Raw genomic sequence first — 18,154 nt, 5'->3', positions numbered from 1 at the left:
CTCTAGGTAAGCTCTTTAGCGGTTGTTACTGATATTGAAGGTGGAAATGGCTGGCCTACTCTTTATGAATTCCGTGAATTTGGCGAAGCTGGCGAAAACCGCCCGGTTTGTCCTGGTCTTTTCTTTGCTGGCGAGCGCCAATGCCTTTGCTGCGATCATCGAAACGATTGATGTTGCCCGCGTCGGTGATCAAGCCGAGGTAACGATCCGCTTTACGACGGAAATTCAGTACACCCGGCATACGCCCGGTGACCAAGGGAAGTTCCTGCGCGTTTTCTTTCGGCTAACCAAGCCTGGTTTTTCCGAAAGCGAGTTGATGCAGGAAGTTCGGCGTTCGCCCAAGAATGATCTGCTTCCCCCGTTTACCGTCGCATATCCCGAGCTGGTAAACGGCATGCTGATTACCTTTGCCAAACCGACAAAGTACATCGTCCGTGCTGGTGACGACAGCCGAAGCATCGTCGTTATGGTGCCTGCGCCGCCAGCCAAGGTAAAAGAAGCTGCGGTGCAGAAAGGCAAGGGTGCCGACATGCCGGCACCTGCCGCCATCGTGACGCAGGCGGTAGCGCCTGTTTTGGCCGAAACGCCACCCGTTGCCGAGGCGCCTGCCTCCCAGACGCCGGATGCCAGCAAGCCCGAGGCAGCCCCGGTCTTGTCGACTGAGAAAGTCGAAGAAATGGCTCATGCCTTCCTGCTTGACGGGCAGGAGGCTTTCGACAAGGGGGATTATCCGAAGGCCATCAATCGACTGAACCGTATTCTCAGCCTCCCGCAAAATGACCGGACCATGTCGGCACAGGCGCTGATTGGCGAGGCGCGCGAAAAGAATGGTGAAATCGCCAAGGCGCGTGCCGAATACGATCTCTATCTGAAGCTTTATCCGAACTCGCCCGAGGCCCCGAAAATAAAGCAGCGGCTGGCCACATTGCCTGCTGTCAGCACCATCCGTCGTCCGACGGCGCGCGTTGTTCGTGACGACAAGCCGGCCGAGTGGACGGTCAATGGCAGTCTTTCGTCATATTTTTTTGCCGGACAGTCGAAGCAAGATAATGGGCCGATGAAGCGGGATCAGGAATCACTGGTTTCTTCGGTAAATCTGAGCGCACGCTTGCGCGATTCCGTGACCGATACGCGTTTTGTGTTTCGTGATACCGACAGCCGGAATTTCATGCGGCCAAGCCGGAACTACAACCGCATCTATTCCGCTTATGCCGAACGTACCGATCGCGAGATTGGTTATTTTGTCCGGGTCGGGCGGCAGAATCCGAATGGGGCCGGTGTGCTTGAACGTTTTGACGGGATCACCGGCAGCTACAACCTGACACCAGACTGGAAGGTGGGGGCGGTTTATGGCGAAGCTGTCGAATTTGGTTCGCCGTTCAAGAAGAACTTCTATGGTGGCAGTGTCGAATTGGCGCCGCAGGTGTCGCGGCCGGGGGCTAGCCTCTATGGCATTGAGCAGAATATCGACGGAATTTTGAATCGCCGTGCGGTAGGGTCCGAGTTCCGCTACTTTGATGGTCAGGTGACTGCTTTTGGCCTGCTGGATTATGACGTTCTATACAAGGGCCTCAATATCGGCATGGTGCAGGGCAACTATCTGGACAAGTGGGGCAACAACTATTTTGTTTCCTATGATTACCGGCAGAGTCCGACCTACAGCCTGACCAACGCGCTGTCCACTGCGGGTTATTCGACGGTCACTGACTTCGTTAACAACGTTGGTATTACGCAGGCGAGGCAACTGGTTTCGGAAACCACGGCACTATCCACCATGTTCGCAACGGGCGTAACCATCCCTTTTGGCGAGCGCTGGCAGTTCGGTGTTGATTACCGCATGTCCGAGATTTCCGGAACCAATGCGACGATTCCGCTTGCTCAAATGTGCAAGGAAATCCAGGACGACGCTAATCCGAACGATCCTCTTTGCGTCGATGGTCCGCGCGGTACGCTGCGGATTTCAGAGATGGGTATCTGTCAGGTTGATAGTTATGACTTGATCACCCGAACCTGCCGTGCGACTTCGGATGCTTCCGGACGAACGAACATGTATTCGGCGCAGGCGATCGGAACCAATCTGTTTGTGCCGAACGGAGTCGGCGTGGCTTACCTGGGCTATATTGCCGGCCCGAACTATACCGGCCAGAATCTCGGCTTGAGCTATATCTATCCCTTTGTCGAGAACTGGCGCCTGGAAAACAATGTCCGCTATTACACCCAGCACAGCGATAGTGGCCAGAATATGACCCAATTTTCACCGAGCATGAAACTGGTCTATCAGTGGCGAAGCAGTTTGTCTCTCGAAGGTGAAATCGGCTACAGTGAGTCCAAAAATACAGGGACAACCGAGAGCAAGAACGTGCGTGAATACCTCTATCTCGGCATCCGTTGGGACTATCGGTAGGCATCACTCGCCACCCGTCCACTTGGCTTAAATTTCTGGCAACTCCTGGGTTGCCAGATTCATTTTTGTATTCCATCTTCATCCAAATAATTCGGTGACACCAATATGACTTTCGTTTACATCGTTTTGGCCAGCATTGCGCTATCCCTCTTGGTGTTATGGGGGCTTGGCAAATACACGGCCAATAAATCAACCGCTGTCAAAAAAGTCGACGTTGCGGCGGCGCTGCGTGAATTATTGCTGGCCCGGGCAGAAGACCGTATCGACCAGGCCGAGTTTGATCGGCAGCAGGCCGTGCTGCATGCCGCGGTTCTAGCTCCGGCGCAGGCGCAGACTGGGTTTTCACTCGTTCTCGGGAAAAAGTTGGGCTTCATTGCTGCTGCGCTCGTCCTGGCGCTCGCAGTAGTTGCCATTTGGGTTTCTTCACCCAGCATCGACAATACGAAGACCGCATCTCTCATTGAGCCGGGTGCCATGCCACCGGTAACGCAGACACCCAAGGCCAGCAGCGGTGGCGACCTCAACACCGTTGTCAAGAAACTGGCCGACAAAATGGCCAATGACCCCAATAACGGCGAAGGCTGGTTGCTGCTCGCCAAGACCTACAGCGAACTGCGCCGCCATGCCGAGGCCGATGCCGCTTATGCCAAGGCTTCTGCACTCGTCACCCTGGATGCACATGCGCTTGCCGACTGGGCGGATGCACATGTGATGACCAAGGATCGCAAATGGGATGATGAGGCACGGAAAATAGTCAAACGTGCCATCGCAGCCGATCCCAAGCACGTCAAGGCACTGGCGCTGGCCGGGAGCGAAGCGTTTGATCGGGCCGATTACAAGGCGGCCATCGATTTCTGGAAGCGCATGAAGGCTGTGGCGCCAGCCGATTCGATGGACAGCAAGCTGGCTGACGCCAATATCGCCGAAGCCAATGCTGCGCTCTCCGGCAAAAGGCCGGCTGCCGCAGCGGCAGAACCTGCCGTGGCAATCGGAGCCGTGGCTGGGGTGGTTACGCTGAGTCCGAAATTGAAGGGCAAGGTATCTGCCGACGACACGCTGTTCGTGACTGCCAAGACGCCAGATGGGGCTGGTGCACCGCTGGCGGTCTGGCGCTACAAGGGTTCGGACTTCCCGATCGAGTTTCGCCTCGATGACAGTTCAGCCATCATGCCGGGGCGGACGATTTCTCAGTTCTCTGAAGTGCTCGTGACAGCCAAGATATCCAGGAGCGGTAGTGCTGAACCGAGCAAGGGAGACATTCTGGCCACCCCGGTCAGGGCCAGGCTGGGCAATACGACGCTGGTCGTCGAGTTGAACTCCGAGCGTTGATAAAGCGCCTGTACTAAGCCGGGAAATGCGCCGGAAACAGTGGCGCCCGGCCAGTGGCCAGGTAGTTTTTGCAGCGCTCGATGTATTCCCGGGTACTTTTCGGCATGGCCGTTCTGGCTCGGGAAATATAGAAAATCAGGTCGCGGCCCTGGCGGATCAGTTGCAGGCCGTCCGACAGGTTGTAGGTGAACGGGGCGCTGAAGACGCCCGGGCCAGTCAGGATGGTGAGATCGGCGAGGCGTTCGCCGGCCGTCACCATGCGCGCCCAGACATCGAATATGTCGCTGTCAGTACGTAGCGTTTCGGTCTTGATCTTGGCGGCAATGGCGAGGTCGCGGATGGGTCCCTCGATGTCGGAAAAGGCGGGAATGCCGCTGAAATTGTCGATCATCGTGTTGGATATCAGGTCAATGTCGCGCAGGACTTGGCCGATCTTGATGTAGCGACTTTCGTAAAAGTCTTCGAGCGGGATCGAGAAGGCGCGGAAAGGTTCGCCCCACAGTTCGTCGATACCCTCTTCGCCGCTCCGATGCATGACGCAGCGCCCCAGTTCCATGGCGTCGAGCAGACATTTGCCGCATTCGCGCATGAGCGGGTTATCGCTGAGAATCTCGATGCCGCAGGCCTGCAGTTCGACCAGCTTGCGGAAAATGTCGGCCGCCCGGTTGAACAGCGCGCCGGCCAGCATGGCGCCCTTGACGCGCTTGCGCGCCGGGTCGGTTTCGGCTTCGTAGTTGGTGCGCGCTTCGTTCAGGCGGGTGCCGGGAATGTTCAGGCCATGCTCGGTATGGTTGAACAGTCGCCGCGTCAGCGCGTCGATCAGGCGTTTTTTGGCTTCCAGCGTATCGGCCGGCACCGGGTAGGTCTTGATCCAGTAGCCGTCGTAGAACACGCGCTCCAGTCCATCGATAATGCGACGCGTGCCTTCCGGGGGCGTGTCGGAGGTACTCGGTACTTGGGCCAGTTGGTGCGCTGTGTTCATGGTTCTCTGCAGAAATGCTCGGGTACGACTTGGACATCTATTTGCAAAATAATTGCCAAAGAATCGTTCGCTGCTTGCCGGGTTGAGAGTATTGATTAGCGAACCGGGAATTGTACAGTGACCAATAGGCCTTTTGGCGTAATTGATGTGTCGAGCTTCAGTGTCGCGCCATGTAGTTCGGTGATGCGGGCGACGATGGCCAGCCCGAGGCCGCTGCCTGGCTGGTTTCCCTGGTTGAGGCGGTGGAAGCGGCGGAGCACGGATTCACGTTCTTCGAGCGGGATGCCGGGGCCGCTGTCGGCGACCGAGAGGGTGACGAAAGCTTTTTTTCGCGTTACATCAACGCGTACCTGACCACCCTCGGGCGTGTAGCGAACGGCATTGTCGACCAGATTGCGAATCAGCACCTGTAGCCATTCGGCCTGCCCGGTAACCTGGCTGTCGGGAGTGGCGGTTAGATCGAATTCGATATTCTTTGCCAGAATCTGCGGGCCGATATCGGCGCAAACTTCTTCGGCCAGCCTGGCCAGATCGACGGTCTGCGGGTCGGGCAGGCCGGATTCCGGGTCAAGGCGGGCGAGATGCAGCATCTGGTCGACGAGGTGGGCGGCGCGGGTCAGGCCCCTTTGCAGCTGGTTCAGCGAGCGGTCGCGTTCGTCGTCATCGCGGGCGCGCTGGGCAACCTGCAATTGCGCCTGCAGTGCGGCGAGCGGGGTGCGTAGTTCGTGTGCGGCATCCGCCGTGAAGCGGCGTTCAGATTCGAGGGTGTGTTCGACGCGCTGAAACAGGCCGTTGAGCGCTTCAAGCAGGGTGCGGATTTCTTCGGGAGCGGCAGCCGGATGCAACGGCTGCAATTGCTGCGGGTCACGGCTGGCAATCTGGCGGGCAATGCCGTCCAGCGAGGCGAAGCCACGCCGGGTGGCGAGCCAGACCCAGAAACCGATCAGCGGCAGACCGAAAAGCGCCGGGACGAGCAGGCGCCAGGCGATGTGACCGATCAGGTCATCGCGGATATCGTGGTTCTCACTGACCTGAACCTGCACGCTGCGATCCTCGTTCCACTGGCTGAAGTGCCGCCAGTGGCCAGCCTGGTCATGGGTTTCGGAAAACCCGACGGCGGCGGTCAGCGGCGTTTCCGGGGCATTATTCGAGCGCATCAGCAGTTTGCCATCGGCGCGCCAGATCTGGAAGCGCAGGCTGCGCTGGTATTTATGCGCCGCCTTGCCGAGGTCTTCTTCCAGATCGTCATCCTGGTCGTGGCTGGCCAGGGCGAGCAGGGTCTGGGCGCCCTGAACAAGCTGGGCGTCGAACAGTTCATCGACCTCGTGATGGGCATCGATGTAGCTGAAAACCATGGTGACGAGCCAGGCGGCCGAGACGCCGCCGAGCAGCAGGCCAAGCAGGCGGCGGCGCAGCGAGAACCAGACGGTCGTTCCCGTTCCGCTCATTTCGGAATGGTGTAGCCGACGCCGCGCAGGGTGCGGATCAGGTCGCCGCCCAGCTTCTTGCGCAGGTGATGGATGTGCACTTCGAGGGCGTTGCTGTCGGGTTCGTCGCGCCAGCCATAGACCGACTGCTCGAGCTGGGTGCGGGTCAGGACGCGGCCGGCGTTTTCGAGCAGCATCTGGAGTAGCGAATACTCGCGGCTGGACAGTTCGATTTCCAGACCGGCCAGCGTCACGCGGTGGGCGGCCAGGTCGACGGCCAGTTCGCCATGCGTCAGCAGCGGTGCGGCGCGGCCGGCGCTGCGCCGGGTCAGGGCGCGGATGCGGGCGCTCAATTCGTCGAGGTCGATGGGCTTGACGAGGTAGTCGTCGGCCCCGGCATCAAGGCCGGAGACCTTGTCGCCGGTGGCGTCGCGGGCGGTCAGGATGAGGATGGGGACGGTCAGCCCCCGGCCGCGCGCTCGATTCAGGACATCCATGCCGGAAAGGCGGGGCAGGCCGAGGTCGAGCACGACCAGGTCAAAGCTTTCGCTCTGCAGGGCCTGGTCGGCGGAGTGGCCATCACGCAGCCAGTCGACTGCGAAGCCGGCCTGGCGCAGGCCGACGGTCAGGCCGTCGCCCAGTTCGGGGTCGTCTTCGACAAGCAAAATTCGCATGGATTAATTCTATCAGCTTGCCAGCCACCAGCTGGCGGCAGCTACCCAGACCAGCAGGAAGATAGCAGCCAGCGGACGGGCCGACGGGATGGCTTCTTCCGGCGAACCTTGTTTGTGGCCGGTAATCATGGCGCGGACCAGGTTTTCCCCGTGCAGCAGGCTACCCGAGATAACGCCGGCGACGTGGATGAAGACGACAGTGAGCATGGTCGCCGCCAGGCCTTCGTGCAGGTCTTCCAGCCATTCGCCGCCGAGTTCGTTGTACATCGCCCAGCCGACGAGGCCGGTGGCGATGCCGAGGGCGAGCAGCAGCATGATGGCCCAGCCACCGGCCGGGTTGTGGCCGGTATGGTGGTCCGGTTCAAGCCTGATCAGGCTGCGCAGGTAATCGACGACGGAACCCGGGCTGCGGACGAAATCGACGAAGCGGGCATAGCGCGAGCCGATGAAGCCCCAGGGCAGGCGAAACAGGGCGACGGCAATGACGACCGAGCCGGAAAAGGCATGCACCAGCCGCCAGGTTTCGCTTTCCGAAGTCAGCCAGGCGAGGATGAAGCCGCCAACCATGAGCCAGTGGCCGAGGCGAACCGGCCAGTCCCAGACAAGAATGTTTTTCATGATTTACTCGCGCAGTTCGCGGATGGAAATGTCGTGTTCGCTGTAGCTGCCCTTGGCGCCGCCGGGGTGACAGGCTTCGCAGTTGGCCTTCGACTTGACGCGTGGATCGCGCCAGTATTTGGTCGGGATTTCGTCATGCTTGCGGATGAAGCGGGCGGTCTGGGTGATGCGCGGCGGATTGCCGGCGTTGCCCAGGCGACTGGCGCTGCCGGCATTGCGTTCGAGAAAGGCGGTGATTTCCTGCTCGGTTTTCCGGTCGACCGTGGCATCGCTGCCGAAATGCTCGCTCAGGCCGGCCATCAGCTTGCGCCAGTCATTGGCCTGGAGCAGGGCGGGCTGGTAGGCGATGTGGCAACTGCTGCATTCGGAAGTAAAACTGGCCGGGGCGTTGGCCGGCATCGGCAGGCGATCGGCCAGGGCCGGGAAGGCGCTGCCGAGCAGAGCTATCAGGAAAATTCGTTTCATTTCAGCGCACCTCGCTCAGGTAAGTGACGAAATCGGACTTTTCAGCCGGCGTGCAGGCGCGGCCGACGACTTCCTTGCAATTGCGGCCAAACCACTTTTCGACCTTGGCCGGGTCACTCAGGCGGTCCGGGTTGGCGGCGACGGCCAGTGGCTTGATGGCCTTGCCGGTCACAGCATGCTGGCCGGCATTGAGCGGGCTGTCGGTGTGGCAGCTGGTGCAGGCCGGCATCTTGTCGTTGATGGCAAAGCGCTGGCGGAAAAAGGCGTCGCCGCGTTTGGCCGATGGTGCAAAACCGGCTTGCTGGCTGGTCGCTTCAGCGACATAAATCTGACGAATCTGCTGCGGCGTCTCGGCGTGGCAGGCCAGGCTGGCGAGCAGCAGCGCTACGGCGGGGATGGCTCTCATCATCGTTCTCCTTTTTCGTGTTGATGGGAAAGGAGTGTAGGAGGCGAGTCTTAAAGGCGGCTTAGGCGAAACTTAAGCGGAGATTAATTGGAAGTTTTACCGGGGCAGCAGTAGTAGCGAGCAGATTCGACGACTTGGCAGCCTTGGTCTGGCGAGTGATTTTTTCCGATGGTTCTACCTTCACCGTGTCCGGCCAAATATTGCTTGTTGCATAGAATTCGTCCAGAGTTAAAGGGCGGTGAATGTTTTCCAACGCCGGCGCAGGTGGTTTTCTGTGGAGTGCGTGCTCAAGAGGCAGAGGAGGTGGATTCATGGCAGACATCTTCATCAGTTATTCGCGCGAGGACGAGGCCAGGATCATGCCGCTGGTCTCGGCATTCGAGGCGCAAGGTTGGTCGGTATTCTGGGACCGGCGTATCCCGACCGGCGAGACATGGCGCACCTACATCGGTTCGGCCTTGCGGGATGCACGCTGCATCGTCGTCGTCTGGTCGAAGGACTCCGTCGAGTCGCAATGGGTGGCCGAGGAGGCTGACGACGGCAGGGTGCGCAAGATTCTGCTGCCGGTGATGCTTGATCCGGTTCAGCCACCCCGCGGGTTCCGCGAAATCCAGGCGGCAGATATCTCGGACTGGCCGGGAGACGCTCATTCCAGGAGCTTTGCCGCATTGCTTGCCGATCTCCACAGGATGCTTGGCACAAAGCCGGCAGCCGTCCCGGAGGCGCCGCCACCTCAGCCTGCAGTAGTTCGCGAGCATCCAGGCGAAACGCCCTTGGTCGGGCATCCTGGCCGGCGCACTGCCTGGCTGGCCCTGCCGGTTCTGCTTGGTCTCGGAGCCGCCGCTTACTTCCTGGCCGGCGGGACGGATGACAAGGTGGTCGACCCGCCGCCGGTGCAGGTGCGGCCAGATACTCCGCGGAATACGGTCAATCCGGCCGGGGCGTGGTTTGTCGTGGCCGGATCATTCAGTCGTGCCGAGCAGCGAGCTGCGGAGCGGCAACGTATTCAACTGGACCGTGCCGGGTTCAACGCGGCAATTATCGATTCCAGCGATTATCCCTTGCTGACGCAGAACCTTTGGGTGGTTGGCATGGGGCCGTTCGCATCGAAGGAGCGCGCCAACGCAGTGCTTGCCAGACTTCAGGCCAGCGTGCCCGATGCCTATGTCAAGAAGGGGCGCTAGGGCTCGGGGCTTGGCGCCGGGACTTGCCGTGACATACACTCGCGCCGCCATTGGGGCTTGACCACGGTCCAGCCGACCAGGAATCTCTTCGGAAACAAGCAATGAAACTCCAGCATCTGCCGCTTGGCGCCCGCTTCGAATACGAGGGCGTTGTCTATGTCAAAACCGGGCCGTTGACTGCTTCTTCGGAAGCCGGTGGGCAGCGCATCATTCCGCGCCATGTCATGCTCCGGCCGCTGGATCCCCCGGCTACGGAAGGCAAGGGCCGGCTGGAGGCGCCGCTGGTATGCAAGGCATTCAACGCCTTTTTCGAGACATGCAACCGGCTGGTCGGCGAAGCCGGGCACGCCGAACTCGAGCAGGCGCGCCAGCGTTTCCTGAAAGCGATCGATTAGGCCATCGATTCGGCTATTTCCACGGTCAACCGGAAAAAAGCAAAAAAATGGAAGGCATCTGCCTTCCATTTATGTTTCCCGTTGCCGAATAAATTAGAAGTTGATACCGACCTTGGCCAGTAGCGCCCAGTTTTCGAAGCTGACGTTGTCGCTTTCGCTGGTGTTCAGGTAGCGCAGGTCAAGGCCCGAGTAGTACAGGCCCTTGCGGTAGTTGGCACCGACGACGGCGCCGTAGCCGAACAGACTCTTGTCGTTGCGGCCATTGTCGGCCAGGACTACGCCGAGCACCGGGCCGGCGCCAACCGAGAAGCCGCTACCGAGCGGCACGGTGTAGCGCGGCGAGAGTTCGAAGGAGGTCGCCTTCATGCCGGATTCGTCGGTGTGGTTGATCTGGAGGTGGGTACGGATACGGTTGTCCGACGTCTGGATCAGGCCGCAGTTCATGTTGAAATCGAGACCGTAGACGAACATGGAGTCGTCGTTGGTGGCCGAAGCGCTCATGACGCCGGCGCTGATGGCCAGCGACGGTTCGGCTTTGAAACCCTTGTCGAGGCCGGGGAAGAACTTGAGGCCGTCAGCGTGGCTGGCCGTGGTACCGAGCGCGAGGCCGGCGACGAGGAGGGTGGATGCGAGGCGATTGATTTTCATGGTCTCTCCGGTTCGGTGAATATTGTCGAAGGCAGTGGCGCATTGGCCGGGCTGCGGGCCGAGCGACTATATCTGGCGATATTCGGATGGTCTGTGACCTAGGTCGCTTAGCCGCTTTTTTTGCGATTGATCTGCTTGTGCCAGTGGATTGCCTTGGTTTTGACCTTGAAGATTTGGCACCGGTTTTTCTCTTTCAAGCCGATCAACCGCAACATGGAGCTATGCTAGCCTTGCGTTCCAGAGATGCACAACCAAACGATAGTGCTCTCAATTCAATAATTCCAGCCAAGCAAGAAGGTTAATTTGACTGCTGAAACCCGGATCCAATTTCGTGATTTCGGTATCACCGACCGGCATCTTTTGGCTGCGCTCGAAGGTGCCGGTCTTGGTGTCTGGGTTCATGAGCCGGCCTCCGGCCGCATTCTCTGGAGCGAATATCTCTGTCGTCTGCTCGGCTACTCAATCGCCGAAGCCCCGATCACCCTTGCTGCGTGGATAGCGCTCGTCCACCCTGCCGACCAGCAGGCCCTAGAAACCATGATCGCTGCCGCTACAGCAGCAGATGCCGGCTGCGCCGAGCTTGAGTTCCAGATTCGTCACAATAGCGGATCATGGTCTAGAGTCTGTTTGCGTCTTTGCAAGGTGGAGACTGAGAGCAGCGGAAACGCCTTGGTTGCCATCGGCACCATCGCCAGAGTCGACACCCGCCCCGCCTCTTCTTTCGGGGCGCACGCCGACGAGGCTGGCGGCGCAGTTATCGCGCACACCTCGAACACCGAACAGATGCTGGTCGAGCAGGCCTTGAGAAGTCAGCTGCAGTTGACCAGCGAGATTATCGACTCGGCTCCCGGTATCTTCTACCTGCTCGACGATGCCGGCCATATTCTGCGCTGGAACAAGAATCTGGAGACAGTTACCGGCTACGACGGCGACGCCATTTCCAGGATGGGGCCACTGGCGTTTTTTGAGCCGGGTATCCAGCCACAGGTCAGCAAGGCAATCGAAGAAGCATTCATCAAGGGAGAAAACTTCCTTGATGTCCCCCTTCTGACGCGGGACGGCAGGCGTATTCCGCACTACTTCACCGGGCGAAGCATCGAGCTTGATGGCAAGCTATGCGTCATCGGCTTTGGTGTCGATATTGCTGAACAAAAGCAGAGTGCTGTCGAACTTGAGCAGCACCGCAATCACCTGCAGAATCTGGTTGAGGAGCGAACCCGGCTGCTACAGCACAGCGAAGCCCGCATGCGCTCGATACTCCAGGCCTCCCCTCTGGCTATCGGTGTTGTCGTCGAGCGCCAGTTACGTGAAGTCAATGAGGCGATGACCAGTATCACCGGTTACTCAGCCGAGGAATTGAACGGCAAATCGGCTCGCCTCCTCTATCCCTCGGATGCTGAGTTCATTCGTGTCGGAAACGAAAAGTACGCACAAATCAGATCGTCTGGACGGGGTGTCATCGAAACGGTTTGGCGCCAGAAAACAGGGGCCTTGCGGCATATTTTATTGGCCTCGGCCCTGATTGATCCCGGGAATCCAGCGCTGGGCAGCAGCTTTACCGCTTTTGATATCACCGAACGTAAACTTGTCGAGCAAGCACTGGAAGCTAACGAGCGGTTTTTACGCACCTTCACAGATGCGTTACCCAGCATGGTGAGTCATTGGGACAAAAACCTGCATTGCTGTTTTGCCAACCGGGCCTATCTCGAATGGTTCGGCAAGACGCCTGAGCAAATGCAGGGCAAGTCGATCAGGGAGGTGCTCGGTGAAAAGCTGTTCCTGTTCCAACAACCGGATATTGAAGCGGCGATCGGGGGAGAACATCGGCGCTTTGAGCGCACTCTGAAAAAGCACTCCGGTGAAATTGGCCATCTTCTTGTCGAGTACATTCCGGAGCGTGCCGGCCAGGAGATTACTGGCTTCTACGCCGTGATTACCGATGTCACCATGGTCAAGCGCGCAGAGGCCAAGCTGGCGGATTCGCAGCAAGCACTGCGGCAACTGCTGATTCGGCAGGACCAGATTCGGGAGAATGAACGAAACCATATCGCCCGCGAGCTGCATGATGAATTGGGCCAATTGCTGACTGGCATGCATTTCATGGTTTCTGCCCTGCAACTCACCTCAAACGTGACGACTGGCCAGACCAACCAGATCGCTCTCGAACTGGAGGGCTATCTCGATGAGACCCAGGCTGTGTTGCGGCGGATTACGCGTGATCTGCATCCGGCTCAACTGGAACATGGCCTGCTCCCGGCCCTTGAAGTGCTGGCTACGGATTTCAATGGTCGTAGCGGTGTTGCCTGCCGCCTGACCTTGATCGGCCCGGATCCGCAACTGAATGGAACCTATGCAACTTCAATTTTTCGCATCGTCCAGGAGTCACTTACCAATGTCGCCCGCCATGCCCATGCGCGATCAGCCTCAGTGCAAATCGAGTCGACAGCCGGGTATCTGAACCTCAAAATAACAGACGATGGTCAGGGCTTTGACTGGGCATCACCGGGCTCCAACGGCCAATCCTTTGGCCTGATCGGCATGCAGGAACGTACCGCCCTGCTGGGGGCCACACTGAATATCATCTCGGCACCCGGCAAGGGAACCGTCATCGCAGTCGATATACCGATAAAGCGGGAAACATCAACGTGAAGAAAATTCGCCTCTGGATTGCCGATGACCACCTGATTGTTCGCAAGGGGCTGGGGCATATCGTTGGGACCTGTCCGGAGTTTGTCGTCGCCGGAGAAAGCGAAGATGGTGCCGGCACTGTCCTTGCCGTCAAGAAAAAGAATTTTGACCTGCTCCTGCTCGATCTTTCCATGCCTGATGGCGGTATTGACTTGATCAGCCAGCTACGCAGCAGCCAGCCAATGCTTCCGATTCTGGTCCTTACCATGCACAGTGAGCCGCATCTTGCTGCCCGGGCGATCCAGGCCGGCGCCACCGGTTTTGTCACCAAGGATGCGGGTGCCGAGACGTTGCTGGTGGCGATTCGCAACGTCGCCGCGGGGGGGCGCTTCATGGATCCGCGACTCACCAATGCCTTGCTCTTTGAGCGCCTTGATAACAGCGAGTCTCTACCGGAAACGCTTTCGCCGCGAGAGCGATCAATTCTGGAGCATCTGGCGCGGGGCGCCAGCATCAAGGAAATCGCCGCGCAGTTCGGGCGCAGTGCGAAGACGGTCAGCGTTCAGAAAAGCCGCCTGATGCGCAAGCTCAGGCTGGAGAACAATGTTGAGTTGTTTGATTACGCCAAACGCCACGGTTTTGGTCATTTGTAAGACCCGACCACGGAAATCGAAGTGCTTGTTACAAAAGAAGTAGATTGCTTGAAATAAGGTAATCCTTACATTAGAGTAGGGTAATCATAACGAGCCGCAGGTTTTCAAAACCATGCCTACCCACTGGCGATTCAAACTTATGGTTGCCAGGTCACGGGTTGCCATTGCCTTTTCACGATACCTTCGCTATCTGCCACTGGCCGTTGCCGCCATTGCCTTGCTGACCTTTGGCATGCACGATCAGCCGGCTGAGAGTGCGGTGACTGTTGGCATAATTGTTCTGGTCAGCATTGGCGCCCAGTTCTGGCTACGGCGCAATGCGGCCTACCAGAAAGCCCTTGTTAGTGCGGATGCCTCGCTGCGCCAGGGCGAAGAGTTGACCCACGCCATCATCGAGTCGCTGGGCCATGCCGTTGTGGTGATTGATGCTGACGGCACTATCTGTCATACCAACCGCGCCTGGCAGGACTTTGCCGCAGCCAACGGTGGCGACGAGGCAACCCGGAATGCTTGTGGGGTCAATTATTTGGTGGCATGCAGCCGAGCAGTGGATTCGGACAGTCAGGCGGCTGCGGTGCGCAGTGGCATAGAAGGCGTTCTGGACGGCAGCAGCCCTTGCTTCTCACTTGAATATGCTTGCCATTCGCCAGAGCGGGAGCGCTGGTTCAACATGCTGGTAACTCCGCTGGCCGATGGCAACGGGGCGGTGATCAGTCATATCGATATTTCCGAGCGCAAAGCTACGGAGGCAGCGGTTGAACGAGACCGGGAACAACAATCTGTGCTGCGCCGCCTGATTGAAACCACCGTCTCGGGAGCCTCCATGGAAGAGACGCTGCAACGTTGCCTTGACCAATTGCTGGCCATACCCTGGCTCGCCACACGACCGCAGGGCGGCATTCATCTGGCCGCCGACGACAAGGTGGGGCTGGAGTTAAGTGTTTCTCGCAACCTGCCGCCAGGAGTGCTCTCCCGATGCCATCATCTGCCGCTTGATCGCTGTCTCTGTGGTCGAGCCGCCGCCAGCCGAAAAGTGGTTTTCTCCAACCACGTCGATGCCAGCCACGAGATTACCTACAAGGATATTGCCGATCACGGCCACTATTGCCAGCCGTTGCTGGCCGCAGACGAAATGCTGGGTGTCCTCGTTCTCTACCTTCCGGCTGGGAGCCTGCGTAACAGCGTCGCAGAAAAATTCCTCAGCGCGGCAGCCGAGATCATTGCTGCCTTCATCAAGCGCAAACGGACCGAAGAAACCCTCGCCAAACTGTCACTGGCGGTCGAACAGAGCTCGAATGCCATTCTTATTACCAACACGGCAGCAGAGATTGAGTTTGTTAACGAGGCCTTCTGCAAAACTACCGGTTATCGCCCGGAAGAGGTTAAAGGGCGTAACCCCAGCCTGCTCAACTCGGGACAAACTCCTCCGGAAACTTTCGCCATTCTTTGGCAAACGCTAAAGGCAGGAAAGTCATGGCGCGGCGAGGTGATCAACCGGTGTAAGGATGGCAGTATTTTTACGGCTTACCAGACTATTTCTCCGCTGCGGCAGGGGGACGGCAATATCAGCCATTACGTATCGCATTTTGAAGACATCACCGAACGCAAACGCAGTTCGAACGAACTGGATCTGCATCGCCACCATCTCGAAGAGCTCGTTTGCCAACGCACCAAAGAGCTGGAAAAACTCAATCAGGCACTGGTCGCCAAAGAGAATTTCATCCACACGATTACCGACAATGTGCCGGCTATGGTGAGTTACTGGGACGCCGATTTGCGTTGTCGTTTTGCCAATGCCGCGTACCTGGTCTGGTTCAACAAAAAACCGGAGGAAATGCTCGGTATCAGTGCGCAGGAATTGCTCGGTGATGAGCTGTCGCGAAAAAGTGAACCCTTCCTGCAGGCGGCATTGCGAGGGCAACGTCAGGAGTTTGAACGCTCATCAACCAAACTCGATGGTACGACTGCTTACAACCTGGTGACCTATATTCCGGACATTGTTGCCGGTCAGGTCCAAGGTATCTACCTGTTTGCCAGCGACATCACGGCGCTGAAAGAAACCCAGATCACCCTTGGTATCCGCAGCGCTGACCTGGAGCGGGCTCAGGCTATTTCCCATCTCGGCAGTTGGCATCTGGATGTCAGGCTGGACAAACTTTCCTGGTCAAATGAGACCTATCGTATTTTCGGCATTCCGCCTGGCACCCCCATGACGCTCTCCGGTTTTGTCGAATGCGTCCACCCTGAAGACAGAGAGCCCGTAATGAGGGCCTGGCAAGCCGCTCAGGATGGTCGGCCTTACGATATCGAACATCGCATCGTGACCAACGGTGAGGTCAAATGGGTCCGTGAACGGGCCGAACTGCTCCTGGATGAAAATGGAGAGGTGATCGCGGCTCATGGTGTCGTTCAGGATATCAACGAGCTCAAAAACGCAGAACACGCCACTCTGCAGGCGTTGGCCGAAGCCAAGCGTTTGGCGCTGGCCAAGAGCGAATTTCTCGCCAACATGAGCCATGAGATTCGGACACCGATGAATGCTGTGCTTGGCCTGGCGCAAACGGGTGTCCGCGATAACGTGGGACGCAAGGCGCAAGTCAATTTTCAGCGCATTCTCGATTCGGGCAAACATCTGCTCAGCGTGGTCAACGACATTCTCGATTATTCAAAGATCGAGTCGGGAAAACTGACCGTTGAGCAGGTCACTTTCAAGCTTGGCGAGACCATTGACCGAGTTGTCGATCTCACTGCCGAGCGCGCTTTCAGCAAGGGTTTGCTGTTCAGGGTGAGCGAGGCGCCCGATCTGCCGCTGGAGGTTTCAGGCGATACCACGCGTTTGAATCAGGTGCTGCTCAACCTTCTTTCGAATGCGATCAAGTTCACTGAGCGGGGCATTGTTAGTCTCTCCGTCGTGCGCGCTGGTACAGACATCATTTTTCGGGTGAGTGATAGCGGCATCGGTATGACCGAGGATCAGATCGAGCGCCTATTCACCCCCTTTGAGCAGGCCGACCCTTCAACCACGCGGCGCTTTGGTGGTACCGGGCTGGGCCTGGCAATCAGCGCCCGGCTGGTGGAAGCAATGGGCGGCAAGGTGGTTGTTGAAAGCCGGCCCGGGGTCGGCTCGTCGTTCGAATTGCAGCTACCGATTGCCACACTGGAAAGTCCCGAGGCCATCATACCCCGAGGTTACACAAGGGTTCGTCAGGTGGGGCTCAGCAACGTGGAGTGCGGCTGGCTGAAGGATGATCTGGAGCAGTATGGAATCACTGTTGAAAGTGCCGAAGTTTCCGAGGCGTTTTTCTTGCCGTCGCCGGATCTCCTGCTGTTCAGCGAGGAGGCTCTGGAAAAACACTGCATCACCCCGCCGCCGGGTTCTCTGCGGCCTTTCGTGCTGACCACGCCAGGGAAGCAGAGCGACCAGCCATGCGCGCTGAGTGACCATGCGTTTACTATCCAGCGGCCGTTGCGCCTGCGTCACCTGCTAGGTGAATTTCAGCAAGGCCAATCCGGGCATGGCGATTTCTCATCTGTGGCGCGCCTGATCGGGATCAACATCCTGGCCGCGGATGACAATGAACTGAATCGCATCGTCCTTGAGGAAGTTTTGAGTAACGAGGGGGCTCAGACTACGTTTGTGGTGAACGGCCGCGAAGCGGTCGATCAGGTAAAAGACCATCCGCGTGGATTCGACCTGGTGTTGATGGACGTTCAAATGCCGCTCATGGATGGTCATGAAGCCACGCGGCGCATCCATCAAATAACGCCGACGCTGCCGGTCATCGGCCTGACCGCCCATGCCCTTGGTGAAGAGCGTGACAAGTGTCTGGCTGCCGGTATGGAGGGGCACATCACCAAGCCGATCGATATCGACAATCTGGTCACTACGATTCTCCATCAACTCGGAAAAAAAGAGGCGCCCATCAGCGTCGATCGGAGCAATCAGGCACGAGCGAACCTCGAAGAAAGCAGCACTACTTCAATCAACTGGCCGGCGTTGGCCGAGCGCTTCAATCACCGCCAGGCTTTTATCCAGAAATTGCTGGTTACCGTCAAGCAATCGCTGGCCGAGACCCCCGCCAAGTTACGCGATGCCGTCAATCGGGAAGATTTCGAGACGCTGGCTTTCATGACGCATACCCTGAAAGGGACCTGCGGCAACATCCATGCCGATGCACTCTACCAATTGGCCAAGCAAGCGGACGATAGTGCCCGTCATGGTCGTCCGGAGGCATTGACTCTGGCTATGCAAACTGCCGACGCCCTTGAGGAAATGCTCCGTACGCTGAGCGACGAGAGCTTGCCGAGCGACCTCGCGTCGCTGCTGAAGTACAACTGACA

The 18,154-nt window shown here is 58.4% G+C and carries 15 protein-coding genes; 7 read left to right on the top strand and 8 right to left on the bottom strand.

Annotated features, from left to right (window positions below; genetic code table 11):
• Window positions 1–46 precede the first annotated feature (46 nt).
• A complete protein-coding gene (gene bamD / locus KI613_RS13060; protein ID WP_226400154.1) occupies window positions 47–2,404 on the top strand; it encodes a tetratricopeptide repeat protein in 2,358 nt (785 codons plus the stop codon).
• A 105-nt stretch (window positions 2,405–2,509) separates the two neighbouring features.
• Entirely contained in the window at window positions 2,510–3,733 is a 1,224-nt protein-coding gene (locus KI613_RS13055) for a tetratricopeptide repeat protein (RefSeq protein WP_226400152.1), read from the top strand.
• Between the two features lie 13 nt (window positions 3,734–3,746).
• Here the strand turns inward: KI613_RS13055 and KI613_RS13050 are convergent, their stop codons facing one another.
• From KI613_RS13050 to KI613_RS13020, 7 genes are all read right to left on the bottom strand, one after another.
• Window positions 3,747–4,715, bottom strand: a complete 969-nt coding sequence (locus tag KI613_RS13050; protein WP_226400150.1) for a hypothetical protein — start codon at window positions 4,713–4,715, stop codon at window positions 3,747–3,749.
• A gap of 95 nt (window positions 4,716–4,810) precedes the next feature.
• Window positions 4,811–6,163, bottom strand: coding sequence for an ATP-binding protein (locus KI613_RS13045; protein WP_226400148.1), 1,353 nt, complete (start codon window positions 6,161–6,163; stop codon window positions 4,811–4,813).
• Complete coding sequence (locus KI613_RS13040; RefSeq protein WP_226400146.1) at window positions 6,160–6,816, bottom strand: response regulator; 657 nt, start codon at window positions 6,814–6,816, stop codon at window positions 6,160–6,162. The genes KI613_RS13045 and KI613_RS13040 overlap by 4 nt, the downstream gene beginning before the upstream one ends.
• A 12-nt stretch (window positions 6,817–6,828) precedes the next feature.
• Window positions 6,829–7,434 carry a cytochrome b/b6 domain-containing protein gene (locus tag KI613_RS13035; protein WP_226400144.1) on the bottom strand — a complete coding sequence of 202 codons (606 nt, stop codon included), beginning with the start codon at window positions 7,432–7,434 and terminating at the stop codon, window positions 6,829–6,831.
• Window positions 7,435–7,437: 3 nt separating this feature from the next.
• Entirely contained in the window at window positions 7,438–7,899 is a 462-nt protein-coding gene (locus KI613_RS13030) for a diheme cytochrome c (RefSeq protein WP_226400142.1), read from the bottom strand.
• A gap of 1 nt (window position 7,900) precedes the next feature.
• Entirely contained in the window at window positions 7,901–8,308 is a 408-nt protein-coding gene (locus KI613_RS13025; protein ID WP_226400140.1) for a DUF1924 domain-containing protein, read from the bottom strand.
• A gap of 58 nt (window positions 8,309–8,366) precedes the next feature.
• Window positions 8,367–8,633 carry a hypothetical protein gene (locus KI613_RS13020; protein ID WP_226400138.1) on the bottom strand — a complete coding sequence of 89 codons (267 nt, stop codon included), beginning with the start codon at window positions 8,631–8,633 and terminating at the stop codon, window positions 8,367–8,369.
• On the opposite strand from KI613_RS13020, the gene KI613_RS13015 reads away from it, so the two are divergent.
• Both KI613_RS13015 and KI613_RS13010 read left to right on the top strand, forming a co-directional pair.
• Window positions 8,617–9,489: a TIR domain-containing protein gene (locus KI613_RS13015; RefSeq protein WP_226400136.1), complete on the top strand. Its 873-nt coding sequence runs from the start codon at window positions 8,617–8,619 to the stop codon at window positions 9,487–9,489. The genes KI613_RS13020 and KI613_RS13015 overlap by 17 nt on opposite strands.
• A gap of 101 nt (window positions 9,490–9,590) precedes the next feature.
• Window positions 9,591–9,884: a hypothetical protein gene (locus KI613_RS13010; protein ID WP_226400134.1), complete on the top strand. Its 294-nt coding sequence runs from the start codon at window positions 9,591–9,593 to the stop codon at window positions 9,882–9,884.
• Between the two features lie 93 nt (window positions 9,885–9,977).
• On the opposite strand, the gene KI613_RS13005 is transcribed toward KI613_RS13010, so the two are convergent.
• Entirely contained in the window at window positions 9,978–10,532 is a 555-nt protein-coding gene (locus KI613_RS13005) for a hypothetical protein (RefSeq protein WP_226400132.1), read from the bottom strand.
• A 303-nt stretch (window positions 10,533–10,835) separates the two neighbouring features.
• On the opposite strand from KI613_RS13005, the gene KI613_RS13000 reads away from it, so the two are divergent.
• From KI613_RS13000 to KI613_RS12990, 3 genes are all read left to right on the top strand, one after another.
• Complete coding sequence (locus KI613_RS13000; RefSeq protein ID WP_226400130.1) at window positions 10,836–13,181, top strand: sensor histidine kinase; 2,346 nt, start codon at window positions 10,836–10,838, stop codon at window positions 13,179–13,181.
• Window positions 13,178–13,813, top strand: coding sequence for a response regulator (locus KI613_RS12995; protein WP_226400128.1), 636 nt, complete (start codon window positions 13,178–13,180; stop codon window positions 13,811–13,813). Before KI613_RS13000 ends, KI613_RS12995 begins: the two co-directional genes overlap by 4 nt.
• Before the next feature lie 112 nt (window positions 13,814–13,925).
• Entirely contained in the window at window positions 13,926–18,152 is a 4,227-nt protein-coding gene (locus KI613_RS12990) for a PAS domain S-box protein (protein WP_226400126.1), read from the top strand.
• The last annotated feature ends 2 nt before the right edge of the window (window positions 18,153–18,154 follow it).

The organism is Ferribacterium limneticum, from assembly GCF_020510585.1.
Classification (GTDB): domain Bacteria; phylum Pseudomonadota; class Gammaproteobacteria; order Burkholderiales; family Rhodocyclaceae; genus Azonexus.
The sequence above is the reverse complement of the archived record's forward strand: the minus strand, read 5'-3'. Positions and strand labels throughout refer to the sequence as shown.

Excerpts from the sequence above, each read along its gene's own strand:
- KI613_RS13020 (WP_226400138.1), bottom strand. The coding sequence starts at position 8,633 with ATGAAGATGTCTGCCATGAATCCACCTCCTCTGCCTCTTGAGCACGCA.
- KI613_RS13015 (WP_226400136.1), top strand. The coding sequence starts at position 8,617 with ATGGCAGACATCTTCATCAGTTATTCGCGCGAGGACGAGGCCAGGATC.
- KI613_RS13045 (WP_226400148.1), bottom strand. The coding sequence starts at position 6,163 with ATGAGCGGAACGGGAACGACCGTCTGGTTCTCGCTGCGCCGCCGCCTG.
- KI613_RS13040 (WP_226400146.1), bottom strand. The coding sequence starts at position 6,816 with ATGCGAATTTTGCTTGTCGAAGACGACCCCGAACTGGGCGACGGCCTG.
- KI613_RS13010 (WP_226400134.1), top strand. The coding sequence starts at position 9,591 with ATGAAACTCCAGCATCTGCCGCTTGGCGCCCGCTTCGAATACGAGGGC.
- KI613_RS12990 (WP_226400126.1), top strand. The coding sequence starts at position 13,926 with ATGCCTACCCACTGGCGATTCAAACTTATGGTTGCCAGGTCACGGGTT.
- KI613_RS13050 (WP_226400150.1), bottom strand. The coding sequence starts at position 4,715 with ATGAACACAGCGCACCAACTGGCCCAAGTACCGAGTACCTCCGACACG.
- KI613_RS13030 (WP_226400142.1), bottom strand. The coding sequence starts at position 7,899 with ATGAAACGAATTTTCCTGATAGCTCTGCTCGGCAGCGCCTTCCCGGCC.
- KI613_RS13055 (WP_226400152.1), top strand. The coding sequence starts at position 2,510 with ATGACTTTCGTTTACATCGTTTTGGCCAGCATTGCGCTATCCCTCTTG.
- KI613_RS13025 (WP_226400140.1), bottom strand. The coding sequence starts at position 8,308 with ATGATGAGAGCCATCCCCGCCGTAGCGCTGCTGCTCGCCAGCCTGGCC.
- bamD (WP_226400154.1), top strand. The coding sequence starts at position 47 with ATGGCTGGCCTACTCTTTATGAATTCCGTGAATTTGGCGAAGCTGGCG.
- KI613_RS13035 (WP_226400144.1), bottom strand. The coding sequence starts at position 7,434 with ATGAAAAACATTCTTGTCTGGGACTGGCCGGTTCGCCTCGGCCACTGG.
- KI613_RS13005 (WP_226400132.1), bottom strand. The coding sequence starts at position 10,532 with ATGAAAATCAATCGCCTCGCATCCACCCTCCTCGTCGCCGGCCTCGCG.